Origin of the sequence: Bartonella sp. DGB2, from assembly GCF_046843095.1 — a bacterium.
Lineage (GTDB): Bacteria > Pseudomonadota > Alphaproteobacteria > Rhizobiales > Rhizobiaceae > Bartonella.
Window position 1 is genome coordinate 725,518 of sequence record NZ_CP177325.1, and the last position, 21,055, is coordinate 746,572.

Consider the following 21,055-nt stretch of genomic DNA (forward strand, 5'->3'; position numbering starts at 1 on the left):
AAGCTTTCAAGCTTACCGATTGATGCTTTGGCTGATTTTACCAATCCTGATGCTATTGCGGAACATCTCTTGCCATGGCTGGCGTTTCGCTTTGGCATTGAGATATGGAATGACCAATGGACGATCGCCCAAAAGCGCCAAGTCATTGCCCGCGCCTTTGAACTCCAGCGCATTAAAGGCACGGCGGCAGGATTAAAAACCTATATTGCCTTGGTTGGTAGTGAACTACGCCAAATTGTCACACCCCCGCAACGGATGTTTTTGTCAGAAGGCATGAGCAAAGACAAGCTAGAGGCGTGGCATAGCGAGCAACCACAAATCCGCATTCGCTTTGTAAAAGAGCGGTTTCTTGCCCAAGGTGAGGCCTTTTGTGGGCAGGGCTTTTTAAACCATAGTTTTCTATTGCCATCGCGCGCACGCCAATTTTATGGGCGGCGCGCTAGTTTGTGGCAGAATGGTAAGGAGACACCGCTTACCAAAATTGACTTACCCGCAAGGCAAAAGCAGGTGTTGAGCGCTTTCTGTTAGCAGGTGAGGCTGGACAGGGCGCCTTCTTAGGCAAGATGGGGCGTAGCTTTTTAGGTGTTTGTAAGAGAGAGCCACAAATTATCACAATACGCCAAGACGTGGATTACTATGATCAAACCTCGCCCCTATGGCCTAATGGGGTGAGCGCCTCTCTTGAACCTATGGACGTGCGACCTAAGCGGATGTCAAGCAAAGGCGAGGATGCCTATGGCATGTTTTGTGGCAAAGGAACAACGCGTTTTCTAGGGCGCAACTTTTTATTGCCCTCCAAAGCCCATGAGATGATCTATGACTCTATTGCGCTTTATGAGCAAAAGCCAACATGGGCTAAGCGCACTACCGGTGCTTTTCTTGGCCATTGCCGCCTTTCTATGCCCGCCTATCAGGCAGAAGTGGCTATTGATTTAAAGGTTAAGAGCCGGCCACGCAGTAGTTTCTTGGGGGTGAGCTTTTTAGGAAAGAGCTTTTTATACACGAAGACCACAGCCAAATGCAACAGGTCGCGCGCGCTATTGCCCTTTCCAAAGCACAACGCGACCAAATTTTGGTGACATGGCAAACCACGCGTCCCCGCCGCTTTGATGACCAAACACCGCTTAATGGATCGGTGCGGTTTAATAGCGCGCTACCCTTTCAGCTTTAGGAGTATTTTATGGAAAAGACCGCCATCTTTTATCCACAACAACAAATGACCTCAGACTCTCTCAATAATATTGGTGAGTTTGCGCGCGAGGGTTTGGATCATATTGTCCATGATGCAATCACCAGCACCACCAAATTTTGGAACTTTCCCGTAGCCAAGACCGGCCCCATGGAGGTAACGGTTGGCGAAGGCAGGCTTTATTACAATGGCAAAGTATATGCGCGCCAAGAAGATAATGGGGTGATTTTATCCCTTGCCAACTACCTACCAACCATCACTAAGAAAATTGTCACCATTGCGGTTTGGGGCAAAACGCTTGATAGCGCTATTGAACCAGTTACCTTTCTCGTAAAGGAGAAGTCGGATAAAGAGTCAGATGAATGGTCAAATAAGATCGAACCACGCCCCGTAGCGACCGTCAATCAGCGCTTTGCAGAGGTTAATGCGGTAGAAGGCATTGAGAACGCCAATCCACAACCGCCCATCCTTGATAGCGCTGTGGTACCTGTAGCCTATGTCACGCTCACACCTGCGGGCATAGCCTCAATTGAAGCGGTGCAAGAGAATAGGATTATCTCGCTTGAGAAGGTACAAACCGATATCACAAATGTGAAAGGCTGGATGCACAACACAGGTAAGCGCATTGATACGCTGGATACCGATATGACCGCCTTAGCATCAAGCCTTAAAGGCGTGGTGCGCCAAGATGAGTTTTTTAATGCCGCCGCTGATATTGGTCGCCTCAAGGCGCGGGTTGGCATGCCTGAAGATATGTCCTTTTGGGGTGCTGATCACTATTTAAGCCTTAAGCAATCCGATAGTGATAGCCAACACCCCTGAGTATCTTTGTAAGGTTGAAGAAGGTATACGCTTTGGCAACGCGGCTGAGCGCAAAGCTAATATCAACTTGCTTAATCCATTAGAGCCGCGTGTTATGCTTAATGGCAATTTTGCGCTTCCCGCCTATAGTCCTAAACTAAGGCTTGATCTTGCGGGTAAGGATGGTGAGATTATCCTTTCGCAATATACGGTGCGAAGCGGTGTGAACATGGTGCAAAAGACCCGCACCCGCACACGCATACGCTATGGGGTTACAAGGTCGGTGTGCACCAATTCTTCTTGGTGGAATTCGGGGCGCTATGACCCCGTTACGGGGATCTTTCGCAGGGATGGTGAGACATGGGAAGTAACACCAGAAGATCGTCGCAACGCCGCCGCCCATACGGGCTATGTGCGGGTGACCCAATTTTGGTATGATAGTTATGATGAAGCCTATTGGGATGCGCAGGTGGAAACGTTCACCCTAAACGGCACGATTGCCGCGCAAACATGGCTCAATGCACAGGATGGTTGGTTGACCCATATTGATTTGTTCTTCTCACAAATCGCTAAAACGGGTGACATCCATGTATTGATCACAGAAACCGATCACGGCGCACCTGATTTGAACAAGGTGTTGGCGCGGGTCAAGATCGCAGTAGAGGATCTTAAAGTCTATCCCCATGAGACCAAAGTCCCTATAGGCCCCGTCTTTGTGACCAAAGGCCGCTATGCTTTGGTTTTGGTAACAGATGGTGCGCATATGGCCTGCACGATCAATGGCAATAAATATGGCCAAGGCCAATATTTTTATTCGGGCGATGGCGGCGGCTGGTTTATGGGCGACGCTAAAATTGATCTTGCTATGCGCCTTTATTATGCCCATTTCAACGCAACACGCGCAGAAGTGCAAGTGGAGCCATGGGTGTTGGAAGGCGGCATTGGTGATGTTGATATTTTGGCCGAAAGCTTTGTGCCCGAAGGCTGTCAATTGGTGTGGCAAATCCGTGTTGAAGGCCAATGGAGACCCATTGCTAGCGATGCACCAAACCTCTTGCTCGGTCTTAACCCGCTTTATGAAGCGCGCTTGGTGTTCATTGGAACAACTGACCTTATGCCAAGCTTTACCTTTGGCTCTGCGTCAAGCATCACAACAGCGCGCGCACGCACAGATTATACCCATATCTCAAAGGCACGCACAATGCCTACAGGCGTCACCCTTGTAGAGGTGCGCTTAAGGCTTGAAGACTACGAGCAGACTAACCACACATGCGTTGTGCGACTTATGGCTGGTGATGATTTTAAAAGCCTTACCGCGCCAAGTAGCGTCAAGGATTATAAAACTGAAGATCCCAACGCGATAGAGCGGCGCTGGCAATTTAAGTTTACCTCCCTCAAAGCCTATAAAATCAAGATTACCGGCACCACTAAAAGCCCACTTAACACCTATCACGTAGCAGAGCGCGTTGATATTGGTCGCACAGCGTAAAGGAGAAGACTCATGGCAAAGACGACACAAGAGAGCAAATATGAAGCCGATATCTATTATAAGGTCACATTCAATAGACCAGTGACTCTTCATAATACAACCTATACCGCCATTAGTACTAATTATTTTCTAGGAAGCCTGCTTGAAGATGTTGACCCCGCTCTGATTGAGGAAGTCATTAGAGTTGGGCCAGAGGTTTAAGCGAAGATAAACAAAGGTTTTAGCTGTGCAGCAGGTAGAAAAGAAACACCCAGAAAGCCGCTATCCAGCCTATTGTGTACGCGGTAGTGATATTTTAGATGATGTGCGCTGGAACCGTTTGGTGCGCGATCTTGACACGCGTCTATTAAAGGTTGAAGGCCAAAGCTTTAGCTTTGATGAAGCCAATAATGAAGTGTTGGCTATGGGGCTTAAACGGCTTAATGAGATTTTAGGGCCGATAACAGAGCGTTTGCGCAAACTCACAGAACTTGGGTTTTTGCTTGCTGATGTGGATGGTGCTTTAAGCGTTCGCCAAGGGGATATCCGCGATATTGCCTTAGTTAAGGGTGAGCAAGCCGAAAGCTTTGTGCCCTCGCCCTTCGTGGCTTTAACCAGCAAGCATGATAGTACGGCTTACGCCATTTGCCGGATGATTCACTATGATCGTGAGAGAGCGGTTTTACGACTATTTGTCATGGCGGTTTATGGGGCAAACAGCGATGCAACGCTTGGCCCCTTAGATGATTGGCAAGTATCAGCCTTAGCCGCCGCAACCATGGCTAGTCAGACCCTATTTGATCAGACGAAAAGGTTACGCGATGACGTAGCCCTTGATAAACAAAAGGTCGAAGACGATAAGCAGCACGTGCATGTCGATTTAAACAATGCGATACAAGCACGCAATGGTGCGCAAGTAGCAAAAAATGACACGCAACAATTGCTTGCTGATTTTAAACAACGCTATCTAGGGGCGCTTACAAGCTTACCTGTCAAGGCTCCTATCGGCACTTTGGCGTTTGATATAAGCCAACATCCCAATCAGATGAAGCAAATGTCTAAAGATGGCTGGGTTCCCACTTCTACGGTGTCGATTGGTGGTTTGCGTCAACAGCTTTATGTCACAAAAGTAGAGGGTGAAACGGGTCCATTTAAGGTTGATGGTGGGTTTGATGATGGCATGGTCTTTATAAGCGGCAATAGTTATTATGAAGATTATGGATTAAGTTTTAACAAAGCAACGAGCACCTTTAGCCTCAAACTAACAGCGCCGCTTAAAGCCGGCACGCAGATTTTGTTTTGGGGCTATTTAAAGAACGATGCCAGTGACATCTATACTAAGAAAGAGACCGACCAAACACTTGCTAGTACCAAGCAACAGATAGAGCGTGACATTACCACTACTAAGCAACAGATAGAGCAAGAGCTTAATCAAAAGCTAAAGCAACAAGAACAGGATATGCAAAATCGGCTAGCCAATCAAAAAAAAGCCTTTGATGCGCAATTTGCTGATTTAAAAAAAAAATTTGGAATAACCCCCTAAATTGCCAAAGACAGCTGATGCGTCGCTTTATTTGGAGACAAGCGGTTATATTAAGTTTCCAGAATGGGTAGATGATGACACGGCTATTGAAATCATAGCCTATGGTGCGGGTGGGAATGGTGGGGACGGTGATTATTATTATGAGCATAATTGGCTAAGTAGTAATGAGTATCGTGCTGGTGGTGGAGGCGGCGGCGGTGGGGGCGGTCGATCTGTTTGGTATGGATTTAAAGCCGATTTAAAAGATAACCACTATGTTCATATAGGCCTTAGTGTCACAATAGATACTATATTACACGCTGGGAGCGGTAATGATGGTACTGACGCGCGTTGTTCTTCTGGCACCACCTATATAGGCCTAGGCGGTAGCGGTGGTAGTGGGGATAATTATGGCCTCGCTAAGCAGGGTTCAAGCCCCGTTAGAGCCGTGGACGGGTCGCGCGGATCAAATGGTCAGACTTTATTTTATGACTGGTCAAATTATGCGTATGGCGGTAGAGGTGCAGTGGCGGTAGCTGGGGTGGTGCTGGCGGGAAAGCCCGCTGTTATGAAAGCGGTGGTGGTCAAAGCTATCGGGGCGAGCATGGAGAATCTGCCAGTGTCTCTATACGCTTTTGGAATACAAAATAAAGGATACGTTGATGCCTCTACCAAAGGACATAACAGCCTATTACACGAACAAAAAAATTGAAGATGTTGAGCAAGCCTTAGCTGAGAGGATTGACGCTACCAAGAGTGAACTCACTCAAAAGATTGATGCTAAAGGTGAGCGCGGCGAACAAGGTCCACGTGGCCCTCAAGGCGTAAAGGGCGACAAGGGCGACAAAGGCGACAAAGGCGACCGCGGTTTACAAGGTTTACAGGGTATCCAAGGCGTAAAAGGTGATAAGGGCGACAAAGGCGATAAAGGAGAGCAAGGTCTTGTCAGTGAGGCCTATGTGCAATTTATTGTAGAACGACACATAGAACGTATCATAGAAGCGCTTCCCCAAACCACCTCCACCAGCGCCGCGCCCCACACCACAACCAGAACCCCCACCTATTCCCGACTATACACCGTCAGATGAGAAGCCCGATATAGAACTCAAATATACGCAGAGTGGCCGTATTGAATGGCCTAAAGATATCAAAGATGACAGCCTTGTTGAGGTTTGGGCTTGGGGGGGGGGCGGTGGAGCGGGCGCTCCCTACAGAGCCGATAGCATTATTGCGAAAAATGGTGGTGGTGGTGGTGAATGTGTCATCAAGAAGTTTCTTAAGAAAGAATTAGAAGACCAAGACGCCTTTATAATTGGCAACGGGGGCCGTATGGGCGGAGATGGTGGCGACACCATGCTTGGCGGTGACCTTGTTATATTAGCCCGCGGCGGTGAGAAAGCTTATGGCGGTGGTGGTAAAGGTGGAGGAGGTGCAAAGGGTGGTACCTCTTATCAGTTGGCGGCTTCTTCTGCTTATGGCGGTGGTGGGGGTGCTTATGAGGGAAGTCGGGGTGGTGCATCCTTTTTACGGCGGTGGCGGAGGCGGTGGTGGGGGCTATAACGCACCCTATGACAAACTTTATAATCCTACAGGAGGCGCAGGAGGCTCTTCTGCTTATGGAGGCAAAGGAGGTGATGGTGGCGATCAAGGTACGCCCGCTAAGCCGCTCACGCCAACTAAACCAGCTACCCCTGCTGGCGATGGAAGCGATGGCGCTGATGGTGAATTTCCAGCGGGCGGCGGCGGCGGCGGCGGTAATGGCGGCCTAGGTTGTAAAGATATGCTACATGGTAAATCTGGTCTTGGTGGAAAAGGAGCCGCTGGTTTGCTTCTTCTCAAAATATGGCTCAACCCAAAATAAGAGGAAACAGTATGTATTACGCTGTTGTAAAAGATGGCGTGGTGGTTAACACAATCGTCGCGCCTGAAAACTACACCTATCCATTTAATGACGGAGCTATTGCCATTCCCTCGGATGAGGCGGGTATTGGTTGGCGTTATGAGAATGGACAGTTCATACCGCCAGAAAAAAACAACAAAAATCGCTAGCGCTCGATGCCTCTCTTCATGATCTCTTAGATGCAGATAAACACACCTCGTCAGATCACCCTTGAACACCCTGACTGCTTTTGCTATATTTGGAGTGTGGGTGGCATAAAACCACCCACGATAGCTTACCAAAAGAATATAACGCTCAGATCGATCTGCAAGCAACCTGACGTTTTTCTAATTGTAAGCTTAACTCTTATGGGGATAAACCTCATAGAATTAACCTCCAAATAACAGCAAGGGCTTCTTGCCTAAGTCGAGGGAGCCCGTCTCCCTCGATAGCTTGCTTGCTCAAGCCTTCTGCTTTTTGCTGTTGAGTCTTTCTAACGCCTATTTATTAACACTCCCTAACTGCCCGCCTTGTGCACCCTGCGCATCGTGGGCTTTTTGCGTTTTGCCCACCTTCTAAGAGGTTACCCTATGACAGATTTTTTACATGGTGCTGAAGTCATTGAGATTGACGACGGCCCCCGCCCCATACGCACAGTCAATAGCGCAGCATTTATTGGCTTGATTGGCACAGCACCTGATGCTGATGAGCAAGTGTTCCCGCTTAATGAGCCCGTATTGATTGCGGGATCACGGCTTAAAGCGGCAAAATTAGGCGCAGTAGGTAAAGCCCGTGGCACACTCCCTGATGCTGTTGCACAAATCTTTAACCAAATTGGTGCGGTGATTGTGGTGGTGCGGGTTGAGGAAGATAGGGAAAGTTTTGCAAAAGTCCTTGGCGGTGTGAATGAGGCCGGCGCTTATGAAGGCCTTGACGCCTTCTTAGCCGCTAAGTCTAAACTAGGGCTCGAACCACGTATTCTATGTGCAGCAGGCTTTACCCATCAACGACCCCAAGAGGAAAAAAGCAAGAAGCCTATCATAAACCCCGTTGTTGCTAAGCTTAGCATCATTGCGCAAAAGCTTCGCGCCATTGCAGTGATTGATGGACCCAATACAACCGATGAAGACGCACAGCAATATGCTGCTGATTTATCTTCCAAGCGCCTTTATATGGTTGACCCCTTTGTTAAGGTTAGCGCAGGTGATCATATACTTACCCTGCCGGCAAGCGCCGCAGTTGCTGGATTGATTGCCAAAATTGACTATGAGAAAGGTTTTTGGTGGTCACCGTCCAACCAAGTCTTGAATGGGGTATTGGGGCTTGCGCGCCCCGTTGACTTTGCGCTTGGCGACAAAGCAAGCAGAGCTAATCTGTTAAATGCAAGCAAGATCACCACCATTATTCGCGAAAATGGCTATCGGCTTTGGGGCAATCGTACCTTGGCAAGCGAAACCAAATGGGCCTTTTTGCCGGTGGTACGTACCGCTGATATGATTGAAGACAGCATCTTGCGTAGTCATCTCTGGGCGATTGACCGTACCATTACCAAAACCTATTTTGACGATGTTTGCGAAAGTGTGAACGCTTATTTGCGTGATCTCAAAGCCCAAGGTGCCATTCTTGGTGGCAAATGCATTGCCAATCCTGAACTTAATAGGCCCGCCTCTTTAGCCGATGGTGTTGTGTGGTTTGACATAGACTTCACCCCACCAACACCCGCTGAGCATATCGTCTTTCGCTCAAGGCTAACCAATGATTATTTTGAGGGAGTTTTCTAATGGCGTTACCTCGTCTTCTCAAACATTTTAATCTTTATCTTGACGGTCGCTCTTACCTTGGGCGCGTTGATAGCGTCACTTTGCCTAATCTTACGGTACAAGTAGAAAGCCATCGCGCCGCTGGTATGAATGGACCTGTTGAGATTGAGTTAGGCCTTGATGTCATGACCATGCAAATGGTGATTTCTGATTATGATCCTAAATTATTAACGCTATTTAGCACACCTAACACGCCGTTAATTTTGCGCGGCTCTGTACAGGCGCAAGGTAGCAAAGAAGAGCCCGTGGTGATTTCTGTACGTGGCCTTCAAAAAGGCTTGAACTTTGGCCAATGGCAAGGAGGACAAAAGACCACCACGCAACCATTGATTATACGCTTTCATATTTCCGCTATGAACAAGACAATGTGGAATATGCCGAGATTGACATTGTTAACATGATCCAACGCATTGGCGGCGTTGATCAACTTGCCGCACACCGCACGAATATTGGACTTTAGGAGAAAAAACATGAGCGTTAATGTTAAACGTCTAGCAGGGAAATTTGCATTAGAAGAAACATATGAGCTTGCCATGCCGCTTGAGTTTGAAGGCAAGGTTCACGAGGACATCACACTACGGCGTGTCGCAGTTGGAGACTTACGCCATGTAGACTTAGAGCGTATAAAGCAGGAACAAGTTGAGAAGCTTATTGTAAGGCTATCTGGTTGGCCCCCAGAAGCCGTAGCGGCACTAGACATGTATGACATGAACGCCCTTGCGGAGATGATTGGCCATTTTTTGCGGCCATCCCAATTAGAGATTGGGACACAGCCGCCACCTACATCACCGACCTAGCCCTTGTGTTTCATTGGCCGCTTTCTGAGCTTCTAGAACTCACCCCACAAGAGCTCGTCTCTTGGCACGAGTGGGCGCGCAAAAGATTAACACCACCTGAACCACCTGAACCACCTTCCCCACCTTCAAAGGATCATCATGGACAAATTAGCTAATGCCGTGATCAAGCTATCGCTTGAAGATAAAATATCCGGTCCCATTAAACGTATGCAAACTAAGCTCAATAAGATGGGGCGGGTTACAGGTCTTTCTACCTTGTCAAAATCGGTCAAAGGTTTAGGCAAGGCTTTTGACAATGTGGGGGCTGGTGCAAACAAAAGCTTAGGACGGATTGCGCGAAGTTGACAGCTCTTGTAGGGCTTGGCAGTGGTGGTTTGGTAGCCGGTGTTTATGGGCTTGAGAAGAAGCTAACAACCAATGCCCTTAGCCTTAATAATTGGGCACAAGCCATTGGCACCTCAGCGGAAAGCTTGCAAGAGCTCCAATATGCAGGCGATAGTTTTAACATAACGGCTGATAGTATGGGCGATGGTCTTGCACAGATGACGCGGCGCGCCAATGAATTTATCGCCACGGGCAAAGGGAAAGGTGCAGAAGCCTTTGCCGCCCTTGGCTATAGTGCACAAAGCCTTAAAGAAAAAATGAAAGACCCCGCCGCACTGTTTGGCGATCTCATTGAGCGCATGGGGCAGATGAAGAAAGAAGGCCAACAAGGCTTAAGCGAGCAAGTCTTTGGCCTTGATAAGGGGCCGCAGTTTTTGGCCTTTATGGGCAAAACACGTGAAGAGATCAAAGCCATGCGCCAAGAGGCGCGCGCTTCGGGAAGCATTATTGGTGATGATGCGGTGGCGGGGGCACTTGATTTAAATAATAGTATGAAAGGCCTTTCGGATCGCTTTAGCACCTTTACCAAGCGGATCTCTGTAGGGTTTATGCCCATTTTGAAAGAGACTCTTGATTGGCTTAATCAATTGATTGATGCCAATAAGAATTTAATCAATGACAAGATCAAAGAGGGTTTAGAGTGGTTTAAAGGAACCTTGAAGGACTTAAAAGACCCAACATCAGACTTACGCAAGAGCATAGATGACTGGGCAGAGAGTTTTAAATGGGTCTATAATTGCATAAAGCCTGTGGCAAGCTTTTTGAGCAATCACCTAAAGCTGGCGCTTGTGGGTGTTGGCCTCTATATAGCAGGACCGCTCATTGGGGCACTTGCGGCGCTTGTACCTGCTTTTATAAGCCTAGGCGCGGCGATGCTGGCAACACCTATTGGTTGGCTTATTGTGGGGATTAGCGCGCTGGTACTGGCTATTAAGAACTGGAGTAGCATTACAGACTTTCTAGCTAGCTCATGGGAGAAGGTTGTTGATGTCTTTAGCAATGTTGTCAATTATATATCTAGCATTGACTTCTTAGGGCTTGGTAAGAGGATCATCGGCTTTTTATGGGAGGGCATCAAAACCGGCTGGAATTGGATTACTGACTTTTTTGCAACCTGCTTTGACTTTATTGGTGATGTTATCAGTAATATTGGTAGCCGCATGTTAAATTTTGGCAAAGGCATCTGTAGCTTTTTATGGAATGGCTTAAAATTGGGTTGGAATAACTTAACAAAATGGCTCCAAGATAAGATTATGGGTCTTATCAGCTGGATGCCTAACTGGGTAAAAAACAAATTAGGCCTTAATGTTGGCGCTACGGTAACGACTAAAAGCGTTGAAGAGGTACAACGAAACATTGTTAGCGATGGCAATAGCCAATTGGAAGCAGACGCGCAGGCACAAGCCAAGATAGCATCAAGCCAACCACAAACGCCCACTGCTACTATCCCGCGTCTTAGTGGCTATAGCGCTCCCAATACTGTTGCCTATAATCCAAGCATAACGATTAGCAATCTTACGGTGCAAAGCAATGGCGATGTTAAAGACGTTGCCGCGCAGATCAAGCGTACCTTGCAAGACATGGCCATGCAACAGCGCCGTGAGCTCATGGCACAATTGGGTGATTTAGCATGATGATGATGGCGTTAGGCGACTTTCGCTTTTCCCTGCGGCAATTGCCTTATCAAAGATGGGCACGAAGCGATAGTTATGGCTGGGTTGAGCAAGCGCGCTTAGGCCGTAAGCCCGTTTTGCAAAACCCAACGCTTAATGCAACAAGCATCAGCCTTGAAGGGGTGATCTACCCGCAGTGGCGTGGTGGTTATGGCCAGTTGGACGCGATGCGCGCTATGGCGAGCGAGGGAAAACCGCTTTTGCTTATCTCTGGTGATGGTAAGGTGTTTGGCGAATTTATTATTGAAAGCGTAGAGGAAGAGAACACCATTTTTACCCGTGATGGCCAACCAAAGCGTCAAGAATTTACCATCAACCTTAAAGAATATAGCGGTCAATAGTATGGATGAGATTTATCTTACGCGTGAAGGCGATATGGTGGATGCCATTTGTTATAATTATTACCCAAAGGCTTACCAAGATTTGGCGCTACGCCTTGTTTATGAAGCTAATTACCGTTTGACCGATTATGGAGCGCATTTGCCTGCGGGTCTTAAGCTTGTTTTGCCTGATCTACCGACCCCCAACGCAGGCTCCTATGTGAACATTTGGGATTAAGCCCATGCAGCCTATTTGTCAGATCATCAGCCATGAGAGAGACATCACAAACAAAATAGCGCCCTATTTGTTAGAAGTTGAAGTAAAGGATGAAGCGGCCAATAAAAGCAATAGTTTAACCCTTACCCTTGATGATGCAAAGAGCGCGGGTCATGATGGTTTGACTATCCCGTTGATTGGTACGGTTATTGGCGTGCGCTTAGGCTATACAGAGGGAGAGGTGCGCGACCTTGGTAGCTTTACGATTGATACGATAGCACTAAAACCCAATCCGCGCAGTTTAACGATTACTGGCCATAGCGCTGATATGCATAAAACCTATCGTAGCGCCAAAAGCCAATCCTATCATCAAACTACCTTAGGCACGATTGCTCAAGAGATTGCAACACGCAATGGGTTTGAAGCGAAGTTGGACAGGGATTTAGCTAAAATTGTTATTCGGCATATAGATCAGCATAATGAAAGTGACATGGCCTTTGCGGCACGGTTGGCTTCTATGTATGACGCAGTGGCTAAGCCCGTAGATGGCAAGTTGGTTTTGGCTAAGCGTGGTACGGCTAAAAGCCTAAGTGGCACTGATTTAGGCGTGTTTACGCTTAAAGAAAGCATGTGTTCTGACTGGAAGTTTAGCTATGAAGCGCGGGTTGAGGCGGGTCAAGCCAATGGTTTAGCCAGCACAGCTTGGGAATTGCCAGAGGAGAAGGACACAAAGCCAAGTGGCAAAGAGGATATCATCCATAGCGGGGATATGGATAAGAAAGACGACAGGCCTGCGGATAAGGGTGGTGTTACGGTACAATATAATGATATTCGCTCTGGTTCTGTAAAAAGCGTGCAAGTAGGCAACGCGCCTTATCAACAAGCGCGTCACAGAGCCCATAATGAGGCGGCGGCGGTAAGCCTTGCCAGCACACACAAAAGATGATGAGGCGACACGCGGCAAAGCCAAATTTAGCTTTGAGATGGGCGGAGCACCTTCTATCATGGCAGAAACCAAGATTGTCTTGTCGCCACCGTTTCGACCCTATATGCCCTCCACTTGGCGTGCGTTGAGCGTAAGTCACAAGCTTACCGCTGAAAGTGGCTATGTCACAAGCGTTGAATGTGAGATCTTTGATGAAAACCAAGAGCGCATTGTCGATCATATCCAAGCAACCACACCCTCAAAGGATGATCTCATTGATGACAATGCACCTCCACAAAATACCGCTAATGATGATGTGATCCATATAAGTTAGTTTACCACACCTATTCTATGAAACCACAATCCCCCGCTTAGGCGGGTTTTTTTTGGAGTAATCATGACCCGAAGGATTAGCAAAGAAGGGCTTGCACTGATCAAGCAATGGGAAGGTTTAAGGCGTGAAGCCTATTGCGATAGTGCGGGTGTGTGGACGATTGGCTATGGCACACGGCCGCCGCAGTGTGCTCCCTATCCCAAACAAGGCATGGTATTGCGTGAACAAGAGGCCGAAGCACTTTTGTTGCAAGATCTGCACCAATATGAGCAAGCCGTTGATGGCCTTGTTAGCGTTGAATTAAACGACAATCAATTTGGAGCACTTGTTTCCTTTTGCTTTAATGTGGGGGTAGATGCATTTGAACGCTCAACCCTTCTCAAGAAGCTTAATCAAGGTGATTACACTTGTGTACCAAGTGAACTTGCCAAATGGGTGCAGGCAGGGGGTAAGCGTATTGTTGGCTTGGTCAATCGCCGCGCCGCTGAGGCTGGCCTTTGGGCGCGCGGTGACTTTGTGGTATCACATTATCAAACACCACAAGTAAGCGAGAAGAGCGCCTTGTTAAAGGCTGGAACGATTGCGCCGCTTATTGGTTCTTTATCAGGGCTAAGTGGCTTTGTGAGTGGTTCTGGTCCTGTGCAATGGGCATTTGCTCTCATCATGATTTTTAGCCGCAAGCGTGGGTGTTTTTGTCTTCCTACACCATGAAAAAGAGAGACGGTTGTAGCTGATTAACTGACGGGTTAGATACGTATCAAGCGTTCTAGTAAAAAATTTTTTACTATAGAAACAAATACAAAGATGTGATATAAGATGTGAATAATGTCCTATAAACGCTCTTTGAATGTTTAAAGTACTATATACTTATAGGGGATAAGATAGTGCAGGATAGAGCCATGCAACCCAATTATGTTAAAGCCAAGAATACGGCTCTTGGGCTATTAAAGACATACGGTATCAGTTCTCCCCCCGTTAACGTTATGGAGCTTGCACGAAATGAAAACATCAAACTCAAATTTGTAAGCTTTACATCAGAGGAAGCGATTAACAATGTTTCTGGGTTTTATGACGCCGAGGAACACGCGATTTATATCAATAAGGATGAATATCCCTTACGGCAAATGTTTACCATTGCCCATGAGCTTGGCCATGCCTTACTCCATAAGAATGGGGCGGCGTCAAACGCGTACAAAGTCCTTATGCGCCAAGACCTGAATAATGAAAACGCTGTGCAAGAAAAAGAAGCCAATTGTTTTGCCGCTCATTTGCTTGTGCCGCGCTTTATGCTGGATGAATTTTATCAACAGCCACTGCCAACGCTTTCAAAGATATTCTTAACCTCCATTCCTATGCTTAAGAACCGACTAGAGTTTGAATATGGCATTGGATAAGGGGGGCTTAAAAAAAGAGGTATCTATACTAGATACGGATAATTCATCAGTACTAGAAGAGGATTTGAAGAGTTCTATAGAGCATAAGATGCGACTGTCAAAACTTGATCACCAGCAATGCATAGAAAAAGAAAAAATAAAAATCGGAAAGCTTGGTGAATTCTTTGGCTCTTGGGACAATATGCCCCTTTTTATCGCATTGATAGCAGTTGTTGGCGGTATTTTTATATTTGCACTTCTTTGTTTTGCATCTTTTTTTGTATCTGAAAATGTCAAGTTATTAAGTGATCTAAGCAAGACATCCGTCACAATTTCACTAACTGCGCTTGGTTATATCTTTGGGCGAGGCATATCCAAATGACAATAGGATACGTAGTAATCCACTTGGCAGACTGATTCGAACCTTATTAAGGAGCGCATATGCCGTTTCCCTACCGCCTTGGGGTTTATGGTGCCCTAGTCCTTGCCGCTTTTATGAGCGGCTTTTTTTATGGCAAAAGCATAGCACGGGTAGATAGCTTAAAGAGTGCTGTTTCGGCCTTTCGTGAGAGGAGCAAAATCACCGATGAAGTTATTAACCTTTCTGATTTTGACCTCTGCCGTGCTCTTGGCGGGCTGTCAGATGAATGCACCGCCCTTGTGCATGGGCTGGACGAGACCACCCCGAGTCAATAAGCCCGCACGCCTTGTTGCCGATGAACCAAAGCTTGCGCGTTGGGTACTTACCACTGATCTATTCGGCAAAAAACAACATTGTTGGAAATAATGAGATCTATAAAACTCCTAGTTTTCTATCACTAAATAAAGCATAGGTATAATATTTTTATATATGTTGTTTTTTTACTACAGATTATAACGGACAAATGAGTAATTATAGAAATCTTTTTTCAAAGAAGGATATGAATATGAAATTTACGACTGCCCTTTCTATCTCGATTATTACACTGATTGGTGCTTCCTCGGCCTATGCTGCTGCACCCCATGCTGTAGTCCCTGCCGCGCCCCTTGCTCCTGCCATTCAAGTCCCTGTTTTTTCTTGGGATGGTTTTTACCTTGGTGCGCAAGGGGGAAGCAGTTTTGGAAAAAATGCTAAAATTAATGATACAGACGTAGCCGTAAAAGCAGATGCTAACGACTCAAGTTTAAATGGCCTTTTTGGCGATATTTTTGCAGGCTACAATATCAATTTAGGGAACTCTCTTGTATTTGGTATTGAAACTGACTTCAACTTTGTAAAAGCGGCTGCGGGGGCTAAAATACTCACAAAAAGATGCTGATGTTTGTTTCAGATGAGTACCAATACCTTCATGATTATAGACGACCCCATCTAAAGCGCATATTAAAGGATATTAAGGAGCTCGTAGGCAGATTCAATAATACAGATGCTGAGAAAGCCGCTCTAGAGGACTACCTTCTAGGCTCAATTTTTGGCGATCAAGATACAGACGGCGCTCCTACGCCCGCTGTCTTTACAGTCAAGAGAAACACGACTACGAGTTTTGAACAGCAATGGTCAGGGGCAACACGCGCACGCTTTGGCTTTGCTGTAGACCGATTCATGCCTTATCTTGCTGGTGGTATCGCTTATACCTCTGTTAACGTTAAGATTGCAAACAATGATACCGCGACGGTTGCGCGGAATAGTAAAGCTGATGGCACAAAAGACCCCATCCCATTGCCTGACAGTGTAAAGAATACTAAGTACACAGCAACTAAAAAACTAAACGATAGCCAAATCTTGCTTGGCTTTACAGTTGGTGCCGGTTTTGACTTTGCGATAACTGATAATGTTTTGGCGCGGGCTGAATATCGCTACAATGACTTCGGTAGCAAAGATTTCACCTTTAAGACGAATGAAGTTAAATACGCTCTTAAAGACCAAGACATTCGTGTTGGTATTGCGTTCAAATTCTAATAAAGCCTTATCACCCTTCTAGGGAAGATACTACGTTAGAGCCCCATGGTTATTAAAACCGTGGGGCTTTTTCATGCGCCCTTAATCCAAAGGATCCCCTATGCCCGAAAAACAGATACCCCCCGATTGGCTTTCATGGTTTGGCATGATGCTATCAACAGCGCTTGCTGGTATATTTGGTGCTTTTGTACGGCAATTGGCCAATCATGATAAATCGTGTTGGCAACGGGTTTGTGAATGGGTGGGCGGCGGTGTATTGGCGATTTATGCTTCACCCACCGTTTCGTATATGCTTTATCATCTCTTGCTAAAATTTGATATGGTGGGCGTTGATGATGGCCTCAGCCCTAATAATATTATGGGTTTAGGGGTTTATTTGTGGTGCTGTTGGTGTTTCCAGCATAGAGCTGTTGCTTAGCGTCTTGCGCTATTATTTTCACGTGGACAAAACTAGATAAGTCTATATTTTAGCTAGTTAAATTTTCTTGACATGAAAATATATCTACGCTACTATTGATCCAATTCATGAATGAATGACTTTTCTGAGTTATTGAGTTTAATAAAGTCCTAGTTTCCGCTAGGGCTTTATTTTTTATAGGTCATGCCAAGAGCAAAGCTGTAAGTCATGGCTTTTATTTTTCCTGTACTGTGGCTCCATTTCTTTAAAAACTCACTCATAATCTCTGTATGGACGCGTCTACAAAACAAATGGTACTGCATGCGAAATATCGGTGCGAACCTTCTCTTATAAAAACAGTGCAAACGCCGTGATGATCTGCACCAACTTCTTATCGCTATCGTTTGACAGGCAAGAGAAAATTAGTAACATGAAGCACTAGAAGACTCATTTCGATAGGTGTCGTGTCTCTCCTAAAAAAAAACTAATCACCCGCAATATTAGAGCTGAATTTTTGATTTTTATCCAATAAGCAGGCGAAGAAAGCATTCAAACTGGTTGTGAGAACTATTTAATTAGGCTTAGTCACAAGCTTATGGCAGAGTTATTCAAGTGCTCCATTGATAATATTAGTCTTTATCTTAAAAACATATATGCTGAAGGGGGATTGATTGAGGAGACAACTACCGAAGGTTTTTGGATATTTTATAATTGAGGTTAAGCGGTGTATCGGGTAATGTGCTGGAGCAGATATGAGCAATGTTAACATTAAACGGCTAATTGAAAACATCCGATCTGGCACTAATATTTATACGCCATTGCTAGAGCTAGTTGTAAACGCCATTCACGCCACCGAACAAAAAGGTGATGGGAAAGGCTCTATTAACATTCAAGTCATACGTAGCCAAGGCGATTTTATTGATAGATTGGGTGTTATTGATGGCTTTATCGTGAGAGATAACGGGATTGGCTTTACGGAAGATAATCGTAAATCATTTGATACAGTCTATAGTGACCAGAAGGCTCATTTAGGCGGCAAGGGTTTCGGGCGATTTTCTTGTCTCAAATATTATGATCATTTAGAGGTAGAAAGCACCTTTGTTACCAATAGTATACTCTACGATCGCTTGTTTAAGATGGGGAAAGAACAAGATATTATAATCAATGAGAAGACATCTGTTTCCAAGAATAAGCATACTGGCACAGTCGTTAAAATATATGGGTTAAAATCAGATAGTTTTCCGCATAAAAAATATTGATAATATTGCTCATGTTATCGTAGCTCGGTTGTTATTATATTTTCTAGATAAAGATATAATTTGCCCAGATATCACACTATGTGAGGAGAACGACCCTAACAATAGTATTTGCCTCAACGATTATGTAATAAGCGATGATAGTAAAATTGTTGAACTACCTATTGAACGAAATATATTCACGCTCCAAGCGCACCAAGAAGCAGAAAAATTTCAGGTGCGGATTTTTAAATTTTATGGGCAAAGAAAAGATTTAGGAGCGCCTAAGAATGAAATTTGCCTTATAGCACATCGCCGAAATGTAGTATCCACTTCACTTTCTAAATATGCACCAGAATTTGAAGAACTGTTCTGCGATAATGATATAGATGGTATATCCTCAAAGGAACAAAAGTTTTGCCTCAAGGTCTACGTTTTTGGTGAGTATCTAAACCAACATGTGTCGCTTGAACGCAGTGAATTCAATTTTCCGCCAGATACAGATCTTTTTAGCAGTATTTCTCAAAGTCAAATTGAAGAAACAGCCGCTGAAATTGCTCAATCTGTTTTAGAAAATGCTCTTGCAAAGAGGAGGGCGGATAAACAGGAGCTAATTAATAATTATATTAGTAATGGGGCGCCATGGCATAAAACCCTCGCGAAGGAGGTTGATTTTAGTGATCTAGGTATGAAGCCATCAAATACAGATATTGAGCTTTATCTTCAACGGAAAAAGCACGAAAAAGAAACGGAAACACTTCAGCAGGTGACTGCCTTATTAGAAACGCAAAATTCCGATAAATTAGCTAAAAACGTCAGTCAAGTAGTGAAAAGTATTTCTGCAACAAGTAAAAATGATCTTGCGCACTACGTCTGTATGAGGAAATTGATTTTAGATATATTTGCAAAATCACTCGAAATGGACGCCAATTGTAAATATAAATCTGAAAGCGAACTACATGATATCATCATGCCACGTAAAAAAGATACAGAAAGTCTCAATTATGATGACCACAATCTTTGGATACTAGATGAAAGGTTAAACTTTACTTCTTATATTTCATCTGACAAATCCCTAGACGGTTCTAAGAATAGTGGTCGGCCTGATATTATAGCTTATGATCAACGTGTAGCATTTCGGGGTGAGAATGAAACTAGCAATCCTATAACGATATTTGAATTTAAAAGACCACAGCGAGACGATTTCGCTAATGACTCCTCGAACGAAGACCCCATTACACAAATTATTCAATATGTAAACCATATTAGAGATGGCGAGTTCCGTACACCCACTGGATTAAATATTTGCGTTAATGAAACAACACCTTTTTATGGATACGTGGTTTGCGACTTAACACCTAAAGTAAATAGGTGGCTTCTCAAAATAAAAAACTTTAAGCCGATGCCTGATGGATTAGGTTGGTTTCAATGGCACGATAGTGGCAATCTCTATATAGAGGTCTTGAGCTGGACAAAGCTTCTTAAAGACGCAAAAATGCGAAACAAAGCGTTCTTTAAAAAGCTTGGGATAGGCTGAACTGATACAAGTCATCAAAAGCCCCCGCCTAAAGACGGGGGAAGTTGTTTACGCTTAAGCGACAAGCAAGCGTTCATTAGGTGCTGAAAGGTGTAGTTCTTCCAGCTTCTTAACGTCTCTTGTGATCATGTCTCTTAGCGCCCTAAAAAGAAGATAATGGGCAGAGCGCATTTCGGCTAACTCTTTATCGACCACATCTAGCCATAGGACTTTCTTTAGACGTTCTTCGACCTTTGAGAAGGATATCTCACGCCATATGCCTACGGCACCCATGTAAACATGATTAAGCAAATAGGCCTCTGCTTCTAGCCGATATAGCGCGGCTAGTTGTTGGGCGTGTTTGTTGATGCAGTCTCTGATGCGTAGCGGTATCTTTGTGCGGTCTTCTGGAAGGCGATAGACGGTATCATCTTCTTGCGTCAATTGTAGCTGTGGTTGATTTGCTTGTTCCAGCTCTAACCAGCGGTCGACAATCTTTGCCCGCAACACTGTGCTGTAACCTGAAACAAGGATAAGGCATTCGCGCTTGGGTAAAAGGTATTCAGTTTGTTTGGTATTTTTATTGGTCGTATAAAGACGTGCAAAGAGAGACACATCACGCTTTAAGACTAAAAGCATACGTTCAATATCTTTTGCGACCCGATCATGACGCTTACAACATAGCTTGGCGATTTCGCGGCTTGAAAAGAGTTAGTGTTGCAGGTGCAATAGAACTTACTTGTTGTCCATTTTTAGCCGCCTGCTTGGCAAGGCGTTCACATTCAATGAAATACCGTCTTGCTTCTTTGCCGCGTTCGTTTTTCTCAACCATGGAAAGCTCTTTCGCCATGTCGAGAGTGAGTGTGTATTCCTTAGAAGGACGACCACCTACGAGGTTTTCGCCAGAATTGGCGAAAACTATATAATCGTGATTTTCTCTAAAATCATACTGTTTTATGCGATCTTTTATCCAATTGCTAAAGTCTTTGCCAACTTCCAAAAAGGCATGTAACTCACGGGCATTCACCGTTTGCACAGTGTCTTGCCCTATGGCTGTTTCGTTGATTGTAATCAGATTGTTCATAATTGAAATCCTTGTGAGATTAACGTTTTTCATGAGACACCCATAGGGGTGCCGGGTGCTGAAAAACACGGTCACAAGTCCGTCGTTACACTTTCCCCTTGCGGGTATTGTATGGCGTAACCACACCCGACATAAAACGCATGCATAGAAGCATGGCAATAGGTCGAATTGTTCGGAACGGTAAA

General features: G+C 45.3%; 31 protein-coding genes and 2 pseudogenes. 31 read left to right on the plus strand and 2 right to left on the minus strand.

Annotated features, from left to right (window positions below; translation table 11 throughout):
• Positions 1-27: 27 nt before the first annotated feature.
• The 31 genes and pseudogenes from ACK28X_RS04040 to ACK28X_RS04190 all read left to right on the plus strand — a co-directional run bounded on the left by ACK28X_RS04040 (position 28) and on the right by ACK28X_RS04190 (position 19,807).
• On the plus strand, positions 28-528 hold the full coding sequence (locus tag ACK28X_RS04040) for a phage tail protein I (protein ID WP_412057185.1): 501 nt from the start codon (positions 28-30) through the stop codon (positions 526-528).
• Positions 529-563: 35 nt separating this feature from the next.
• Positions 564-1,079, plus strand: coding sequence for a hypothetical protein (locus ACK28X_RS04045; protein WP_412057186.1), 516 nt, complete (start codon positions 564-566; stop codon positions 1,077-1,079).
• 101 nt (positions 1,080-1,180) lie between these two features.
• A complete protein-coding gene (locus ACK28X_RS04050; protein ID WP_412057187.1) occupies positions 1,181-2,011 on the plus strand; it encodes a hypothetical protein in 831 nt (276 codons plus the stop codon).
• The gene (locus ACK28X_RS04055) at positions 1,992-3,479 is read left to right on the plus strand and encodes a hypothetical protein (protein WP_412057188.1); all 1,488 of its coding nucleotides are present in this window, start codon (positions 1,992-1,994) and stop codon (positions 3,477-3,479) included. The genes ACK28X_RS04050 and ACK28X_RS04055 overlap by 20 nt, the downstream gene beginning before the upstream one ends.
• Before the next feature lie 12 nt (positions 3,480-3,491).
• On the plus strand, positions 3,492-3,680 hold the full coding sequence (locus ACK28X_RS04060) for a hypothetical protein (protein WP_412057119.1): 189 nt from the start codon (positions 3,492-3,494) through the stop codon (positions 3,678-3,680).
• A 25-nt stretch (positions 3,681-3,705) separates the two neighbouring features.
• Positions 3,706-5,001, plus strand: coding sequence for a hypothetical protein (locus ACK28X_RS04065; protein WP_412057189.1), 1,296 nt, complete (start codon positions 3,706-3,708; stop codon positions 4,999-5,001).
• Position 5,002: 1 nt separating this feature from the next.
• The gene (locus ACK28X_RS04070) at positions 5,003-5,692 is read left to right on the plus strand and encodes a hypothetical protein (protein WP_412057190.1); all 690 of its coding nucleotides are present in this window, start codon (positions 5,003-5,005) and stop codon (positions 5,690-5,692) included.
• Entirely contained in the window at positions 5,643-6,068 is a 426-nt protein-coding gene (locus tag ACK28X_RS04075) for a hypothetical protein (RefSeq protein WP_412057191.1), read from the plus strand. The genes ACK28X_RS04070 and ACK28X_RS04075 overlap by 50 nt, the downstream gene beginning before the upstream one ends.
• A gap of 241 nt (positions 6,069-6,309) precedes the next feature.
• On the plus strand, positions 6,310-6,540 hold the full coding sequence (locus ACK28X_RS04080) for a hypothetical protein (protein WP_412057192.1): 231 nt from the start codon (positions 6,310-6,312) through the stop codon (positions 6,538-6,540).
• Positions 6,476-6,841: a hypothetical protein gene (locus tag ACK28X_RS04085; RefSeq protein WP_412057193.1), complete on the plus strand. Its 366-nt coding sequence runs from the start codon at positions 6,476-6,478 to the stop codon at positions 6,839-6,841. Before ACK28X_RS04080 ends, ACK28X_RS04085 begins: the two co-directional genes overlap by 65 nt.
• An 11-nt stretch (positions 6,842-6,852) precedes the next feature.
• On the plus strand, positions 6,853-7,029 hold the full coding sequence (locus ACK28X_RS04090) for a hypothetical protein (RefSeq protein WP_412057194.1): 177 nt from the start codon (positions 6,853-6,855) through the stop codon (positions 7,027-7,029).
• A 420-nt stretch (positions 7,030-7,449) separates the two neighbouring features.
• A complete protein-coding gene (locus ACK28X_RS04095) occupies positions 7,450-8,640 on the plus strand; it encodes a phage tail sheath subtilisin-like domain-containing protein (protein ID WP_412057195.1) in 1,191 nt (396 codons plus the stop codon).
• Positions 8,640-8,921: pseudogene (locus ACK28X_RS04100) on the plus strand (phage major tail tube protein); the annotation flags it as partial. The gene ACK28X_RS04095 and the pseudogene ACK28X_RS04100, both read left to right, overlap by 1 nt.
• A gap of 50 nt (positions 8,922-8,971) precedes the next feature.
• Positions 8,972-9,139 (plus strand): phage major tail tube protein, encoded by a 168-nt coding sequence (locus tag ACK28X_RS04105; RefSeq protein ID WP_412057196.1) that lies wholly within the window; start codon positions 8,972-8,974, stop codon positions 9,137-9,139.
• A gap of 10 nt (positions 9,140-9,149) precedes the next feature.
• On the plus strand, positions 9,150-9,476 hold the full coding sequence (locus ACK28X_RS04110; protein ID WP_412057197.1) for a phage tail assembly protein: 327 nt from the start codon (positions 9,150-9,152) through the stop codon (positions 9,474-9,476).
• Positions 9,477-9,481: 5 nt separating this feature from the next.
• Positions 9,482-9,631, plus strand: coding sequence for a GpE family phage tail protein (locus ACK28X_RS04115; protein WP_412057198.1), 150 nt, complete (start codon positions 9,482-9,484; stop codon positions 9,629-9,631).
• A complete protein-coding gene (locus ACK28X_RS04120) occupies positions 9,615-9,821 on the plus strand; it encodes a hypothetical protein (protein ID WP_412057199.1) in 207 nt (68 codons plus the stop codon). The genes ACK28X_RS04115 and ACK28X_RS04120 overlap by 17 nt, the downstream gene beginning before the upstream one ends.
• Positions 9,818-11,494 (plus strand): hypothetical protein, encoded by a 1,677-nt coding sequence (locus tag ACK28X_RS04125; protein WP_412057200.1) that lies wholly within the window; start codon positions 9,818-9,820, stop codon positions 11,492-11,494. Before ACK28X_RS04120 ends, ACK28X_RS04125 begins: the two co-directional genes overlap by 4 nt.
• Positions 11,491-11,874 (plus strand): phage tail protein, encoded by a 384-nt coding sequence (locus tag ACK28X_RS04130; protein WP_412057201.1) that lies wholly within the window; start codon positions 11,491-11,493, stop codon positions 11,872-11,874. The genes ACK28X_RS04125 and ACK28X_RS04130 overlap by 4 nt, the downstream gene beginning before the upstream one ends.
• A gap of 1 nt (position 11,875) precedes the next feature.
• Positions 11,876-12,091 carry a tail protein X gene (locus tag ACK28X_RS04135; protein WP_412057129.1) on the plus strand — a complete coding sequence of 72 codons (216 nt, stop codon included), beginning with the start codon at positions 11,876-11,878 and terminating at the stop codon, positions 12,089-12,091.
• Between the two features lie 4 nt (positions 12,092-12,095).
• Positions 12,096-13,016, plus strand: coding sequence for a contractile injection system protein, VgrG/Pvc8 family (locus tag ACK28X_RS04140; RefSeq protein WP_412057202.1), 921 nt, complete (start codon positions 12,096-12,098; stop codon positions 13,014-13,016).
• Positions 12,994-13,329 (plus strand): hypothetical protein, encoded by a 336-nt coding sequence (locus ACK28X_RS04145; RefSeq protein WP_412057203.1) that lies wholly within the window; start codon positions 12,994-12,996, stop codon positions 13,327-13,329. The genes ACK28X_RS04140 and ACK28X_RS04145 overlap by 23 nt, the downstream gene beginning before the upstream one ends.
• A gap of 63 nt (positions 13,330-13,392) precedes the next feature.
• Positions 13,393-14,059 (plus strand): annotated as a pseudogene (locus tag ACK28X_RS04150) (lysozyme).
• Positions 14,060-14,228: 169 nt separating this feature from the next.
• Positions 14,229-14,723: an ImmA/IrrE family metallo-endopeptidase gene (locus ACK28X_RS04155; protein WP_412057204.1), complete on the plus strand. Its 495-nt coding sequence runs from the start codon at positions 14,229-14,231 to the stop codon at positions 14,721-14,723.
• Positions 14,710-15,084: a hypothetical protein gene (locus ACK28X_RS04160; protein WP_412057134.1), complete on the plus strand. Its 375-nt coding sequence runs from the start codon at positions 14,710-14,712 to the stop codon at positions 15,082-15,084. The genes ACK28X_RS04155 and ACK28X_RS04160 overlap by 14 nt, the downstream gene beginning before the upstream one ends.
• 59 nt (positions 15,085-15,143) lie before the next feature.
• Positions 15,144-15,398: a hypothetical protein gene (locus ACK28X_RS04165; RefSeq protein WP_412057135.1), complete on the plus strand. Its 255-nt coding sequence runs from the start codon at positions 15,144-15,146 to the stop codon at positions 15,396-15,398.
• Between the two features lie 230 nt (positions 15,399-15,628).
• Positions 15,629-16,000: a hypothetical protein gene (locus ACK28X_RS04170; protein ID WP_412057205.1), complete on the plus strand. Its 372-nt coding sequence runs from the start codon at positions 15,629-15,631 to the stop codon at positions 15,998-16,000.
• Complete coding sequence (locus ACK28X_RS04175) at positions 15,994-16,638, plus strand: outer membrane protein (protein WP_412057206.1); 645 nt, start codon at positions 15,994-15,996, stop codon at positions 16,636-16,638. Before ACK28X_RS04170 ends, ACK28X_RS04175 begins: the two co-directional genes overlap by 7 nt.
• A 100-nt stretch (positions 16,639-16,738) precedes the next feature.
• Positions 16,739-17,056 carry a hypothetical protein gene (locus ACK28X_RS04180; protein WP_412057207.1) on the plus strand — a complete coding sequence of 106 codons (318 nt, stop codon included), beginning with the start codon at positions 16,739-16,741 and terminating at the stop codon, positions 17,054-17,056.
• 731 nt (positions 17,057-17,787) lie between these two features.
• Positions 17,788-18,294, plus strand: a complete 507-nt coding sequence (locus ACK28X_RS04185; RefSeq protein WP_412057208.1) for an ATP-binding protein — start codon at positions 17,788-17,790, stop codon at positions 18,292-18,294.
• Between the two features lie 28 nt (positions 18,295-18,322).
• Positions 18,323-19,807 carry an ATP-binding protein gene (locus ACK28X_RS04190; protein WP_412057209.1) on the plus strand — a complete coding sequence of 495 codons (1,485 nt, stop codon included), beginning with the start codon at positions 18,323-18,325 and terminating at the stop codon, positions 19,805-19,807.
• Positions 19,808-19,861: 54 nt separating this feature from the next.
• Here ACK28X_RS04190 and ACK28X_RS04195 read toward each other — a convergent pair whose 3' ends face one another.
• Both ACK28X_RS04195 and ACK28X_RS04200 read right to left on the minus strand, forming a co-directional pair.
• Positions 19,862-20,479 carry a Rha family transcriptional regulator gene (locus tag ACK28X_RS04195; RefSeq protein ID WP_412058282.1) on the minus strand — a complete coding sequence of 206 codons (618 nt, stop codon included), beginning with the start codon at positions 20,477-20,479 and terminating at the stop codon, positions 19,862-19,864.
• On the minus strand, positions 20,460-20,870 hold the full coding sequence (locus ACK28X_RS04200; protein ID WP_412057210.1) for an antA/AntB antirepressor family protein: 411 nt from the start codon (positions 20,868-20,870) through the stop codon (positions 20,460-20,462). The genes ACK28X_RS04195 and ACK28X_RS04200 overlap by 20 nt, the downstream gene beginning before the upstream one ends.
• Positions 20,871-21,055 lie beyond the last annotated feature (185 nt).

Coding starts and splice junctions, on each gene's coding strand:
- ACK28X_RS04045 (WP_412057186.1), top strand. CDS start 564: ATGGGGCGTAGCTTTTTAGGTGTTTGTAAGAGAGAGCCACAAATTATC.
- ACK28X_RS04050 (WP_412057187.1), top strand. CDS start 1,181: ATGGAAAAGACCGCCATCTTTTATCCACAACAACAAATGACCTCAGAC.
- ACK28X_RS04060 (WP_412057119.1), top strand. CDS start 3,492: ATGGCAAAGACGACACAAGAGAGCAAATATGAAGCCGATATCTATTAT.
- ACK28X_RS04075 (WP_412057191.1), top strand. CDS start 5,643: ATGCCTCTACCAAAGGACATAACAGCCTATTACACGAACAAAAAAATT.
- ACK28X_RS04080 (WP_412057192.1), top strand. CDS start 6,310: ATGGGCGGAGATGGTGGCGACACCATGCTTGGCGGTGACCTTGTTATA.
- ACK28X_RS04085 (WP_412057193.1), top strand. CDS start 6,476: ATGAGGGAAGTCGGGGTGGTGCATCCTTTTTACGGCGGTGGCGGAGGC.
- ACK28X_RS04090 (WP_412057194.1), top strand. CDS start 6,853: ATGTATTACGCTGTTGTAAAAGATGGCGTGGTGGTTAACACAATCGTC.
- ACK28X_RS04095 (WP_412057195.1), top strand. CDS start 7,450: ATGACAGATTTTTTACATGGTGCTGAAGTCATTGAGATTGACGACGGC.
- ACK28X_RS04105 (WP_412057196.1), top strand. CDS start 8,972: ATGGCAAGGAGGACAAAAGACCACCACGCAACCATTGATTATACGCTT.
- ACK28X_RS04110 (WP_412057197.1), top strand. CDS start 9,150: ATGAGCGTTAATGTTAAACGTCTAGCAGGGAAATTTGCATTAGAAGAA.
- ACK28X_RS04120 (WP_412057199.1), top strand. CDS start 9,615: ATGGACAAATTAGCTAATGCCGTGATCAAGCTATCGCTTGAAGATAAA.
- ACK28X_RS04130 (WP_412057201.1), top strand. CDS start 11,491: ATGATGATGATGGCGTTAGGCGACTTTCGCTTTTCCCTGCGGCAATTG.
- ACK28X_RS04135 (WP_412057129.1), top strand. CDS start 11,876: ATGGATGAGATTTATCTTACGCGTGAAGGCGATATGGTGGATGCCATT.
- ACK28X_RS04140 (WP_412057202.1), top strand. CDS start 12,096: ATGCAGCCTATTTGTCAGATCATCAGCCATGAGAGAGACATCACAAAC.
- ACK28X_RS04155 (WP_412057204.1), top strand. CDS start 14,229: ATGCAACCCAATTATGTTAAAGCCAAGAATACGGCTCTTGGGCTATTA.
- ACK28X_RS04160 (WP_412057134.1), top strand. CDS start 14,710: ATGGCATTGGATAAGGGGGGCTTAAAAAAAGAGGTATCTATACTAGAT.
- ACK28X_RS04165 (WP_412057135.1), top strand. CDS start 15,144: ATGCCGTTTCCCTACCGCCTTGGGGTTTATGGTGCCCTAGTCCTTGCC.
- ACK28X_RS04170 (WP_412057205.1), top strand. CDS start 15,629: ATGAAATTTACGACTGCCCTTTCTATCTCGATTATTACACTGATTGGT.
- ACK28X_RS04175 (WP_412057206.1), top strand. CDS start 15,994: ATGCTGATGTTTGTTTCAGATGAGTACCAATACCTTCATGATTATAGA.
- ACK28X_RS04180 (WP_412057207.1), top strand. CDS start 16,739: ATGCCCGAAAAACAGATACCCCCCGATTGGCTTTCATGGTTTGGCATG.
- ACK28X_RS04185 (WP_412057208.1), top strand. CDS start 17,788: ATGAGCAATGTTAACATTAAACGGCTAATTGAAAACATCCGATCTGGC.
- ACK28X_RS04200 (WP_412057210.1), bottom strand. CDS start 20,870: ATGAACAATCTGATTACAATCAACGAAACAGCCATAGGGCAAGACACT.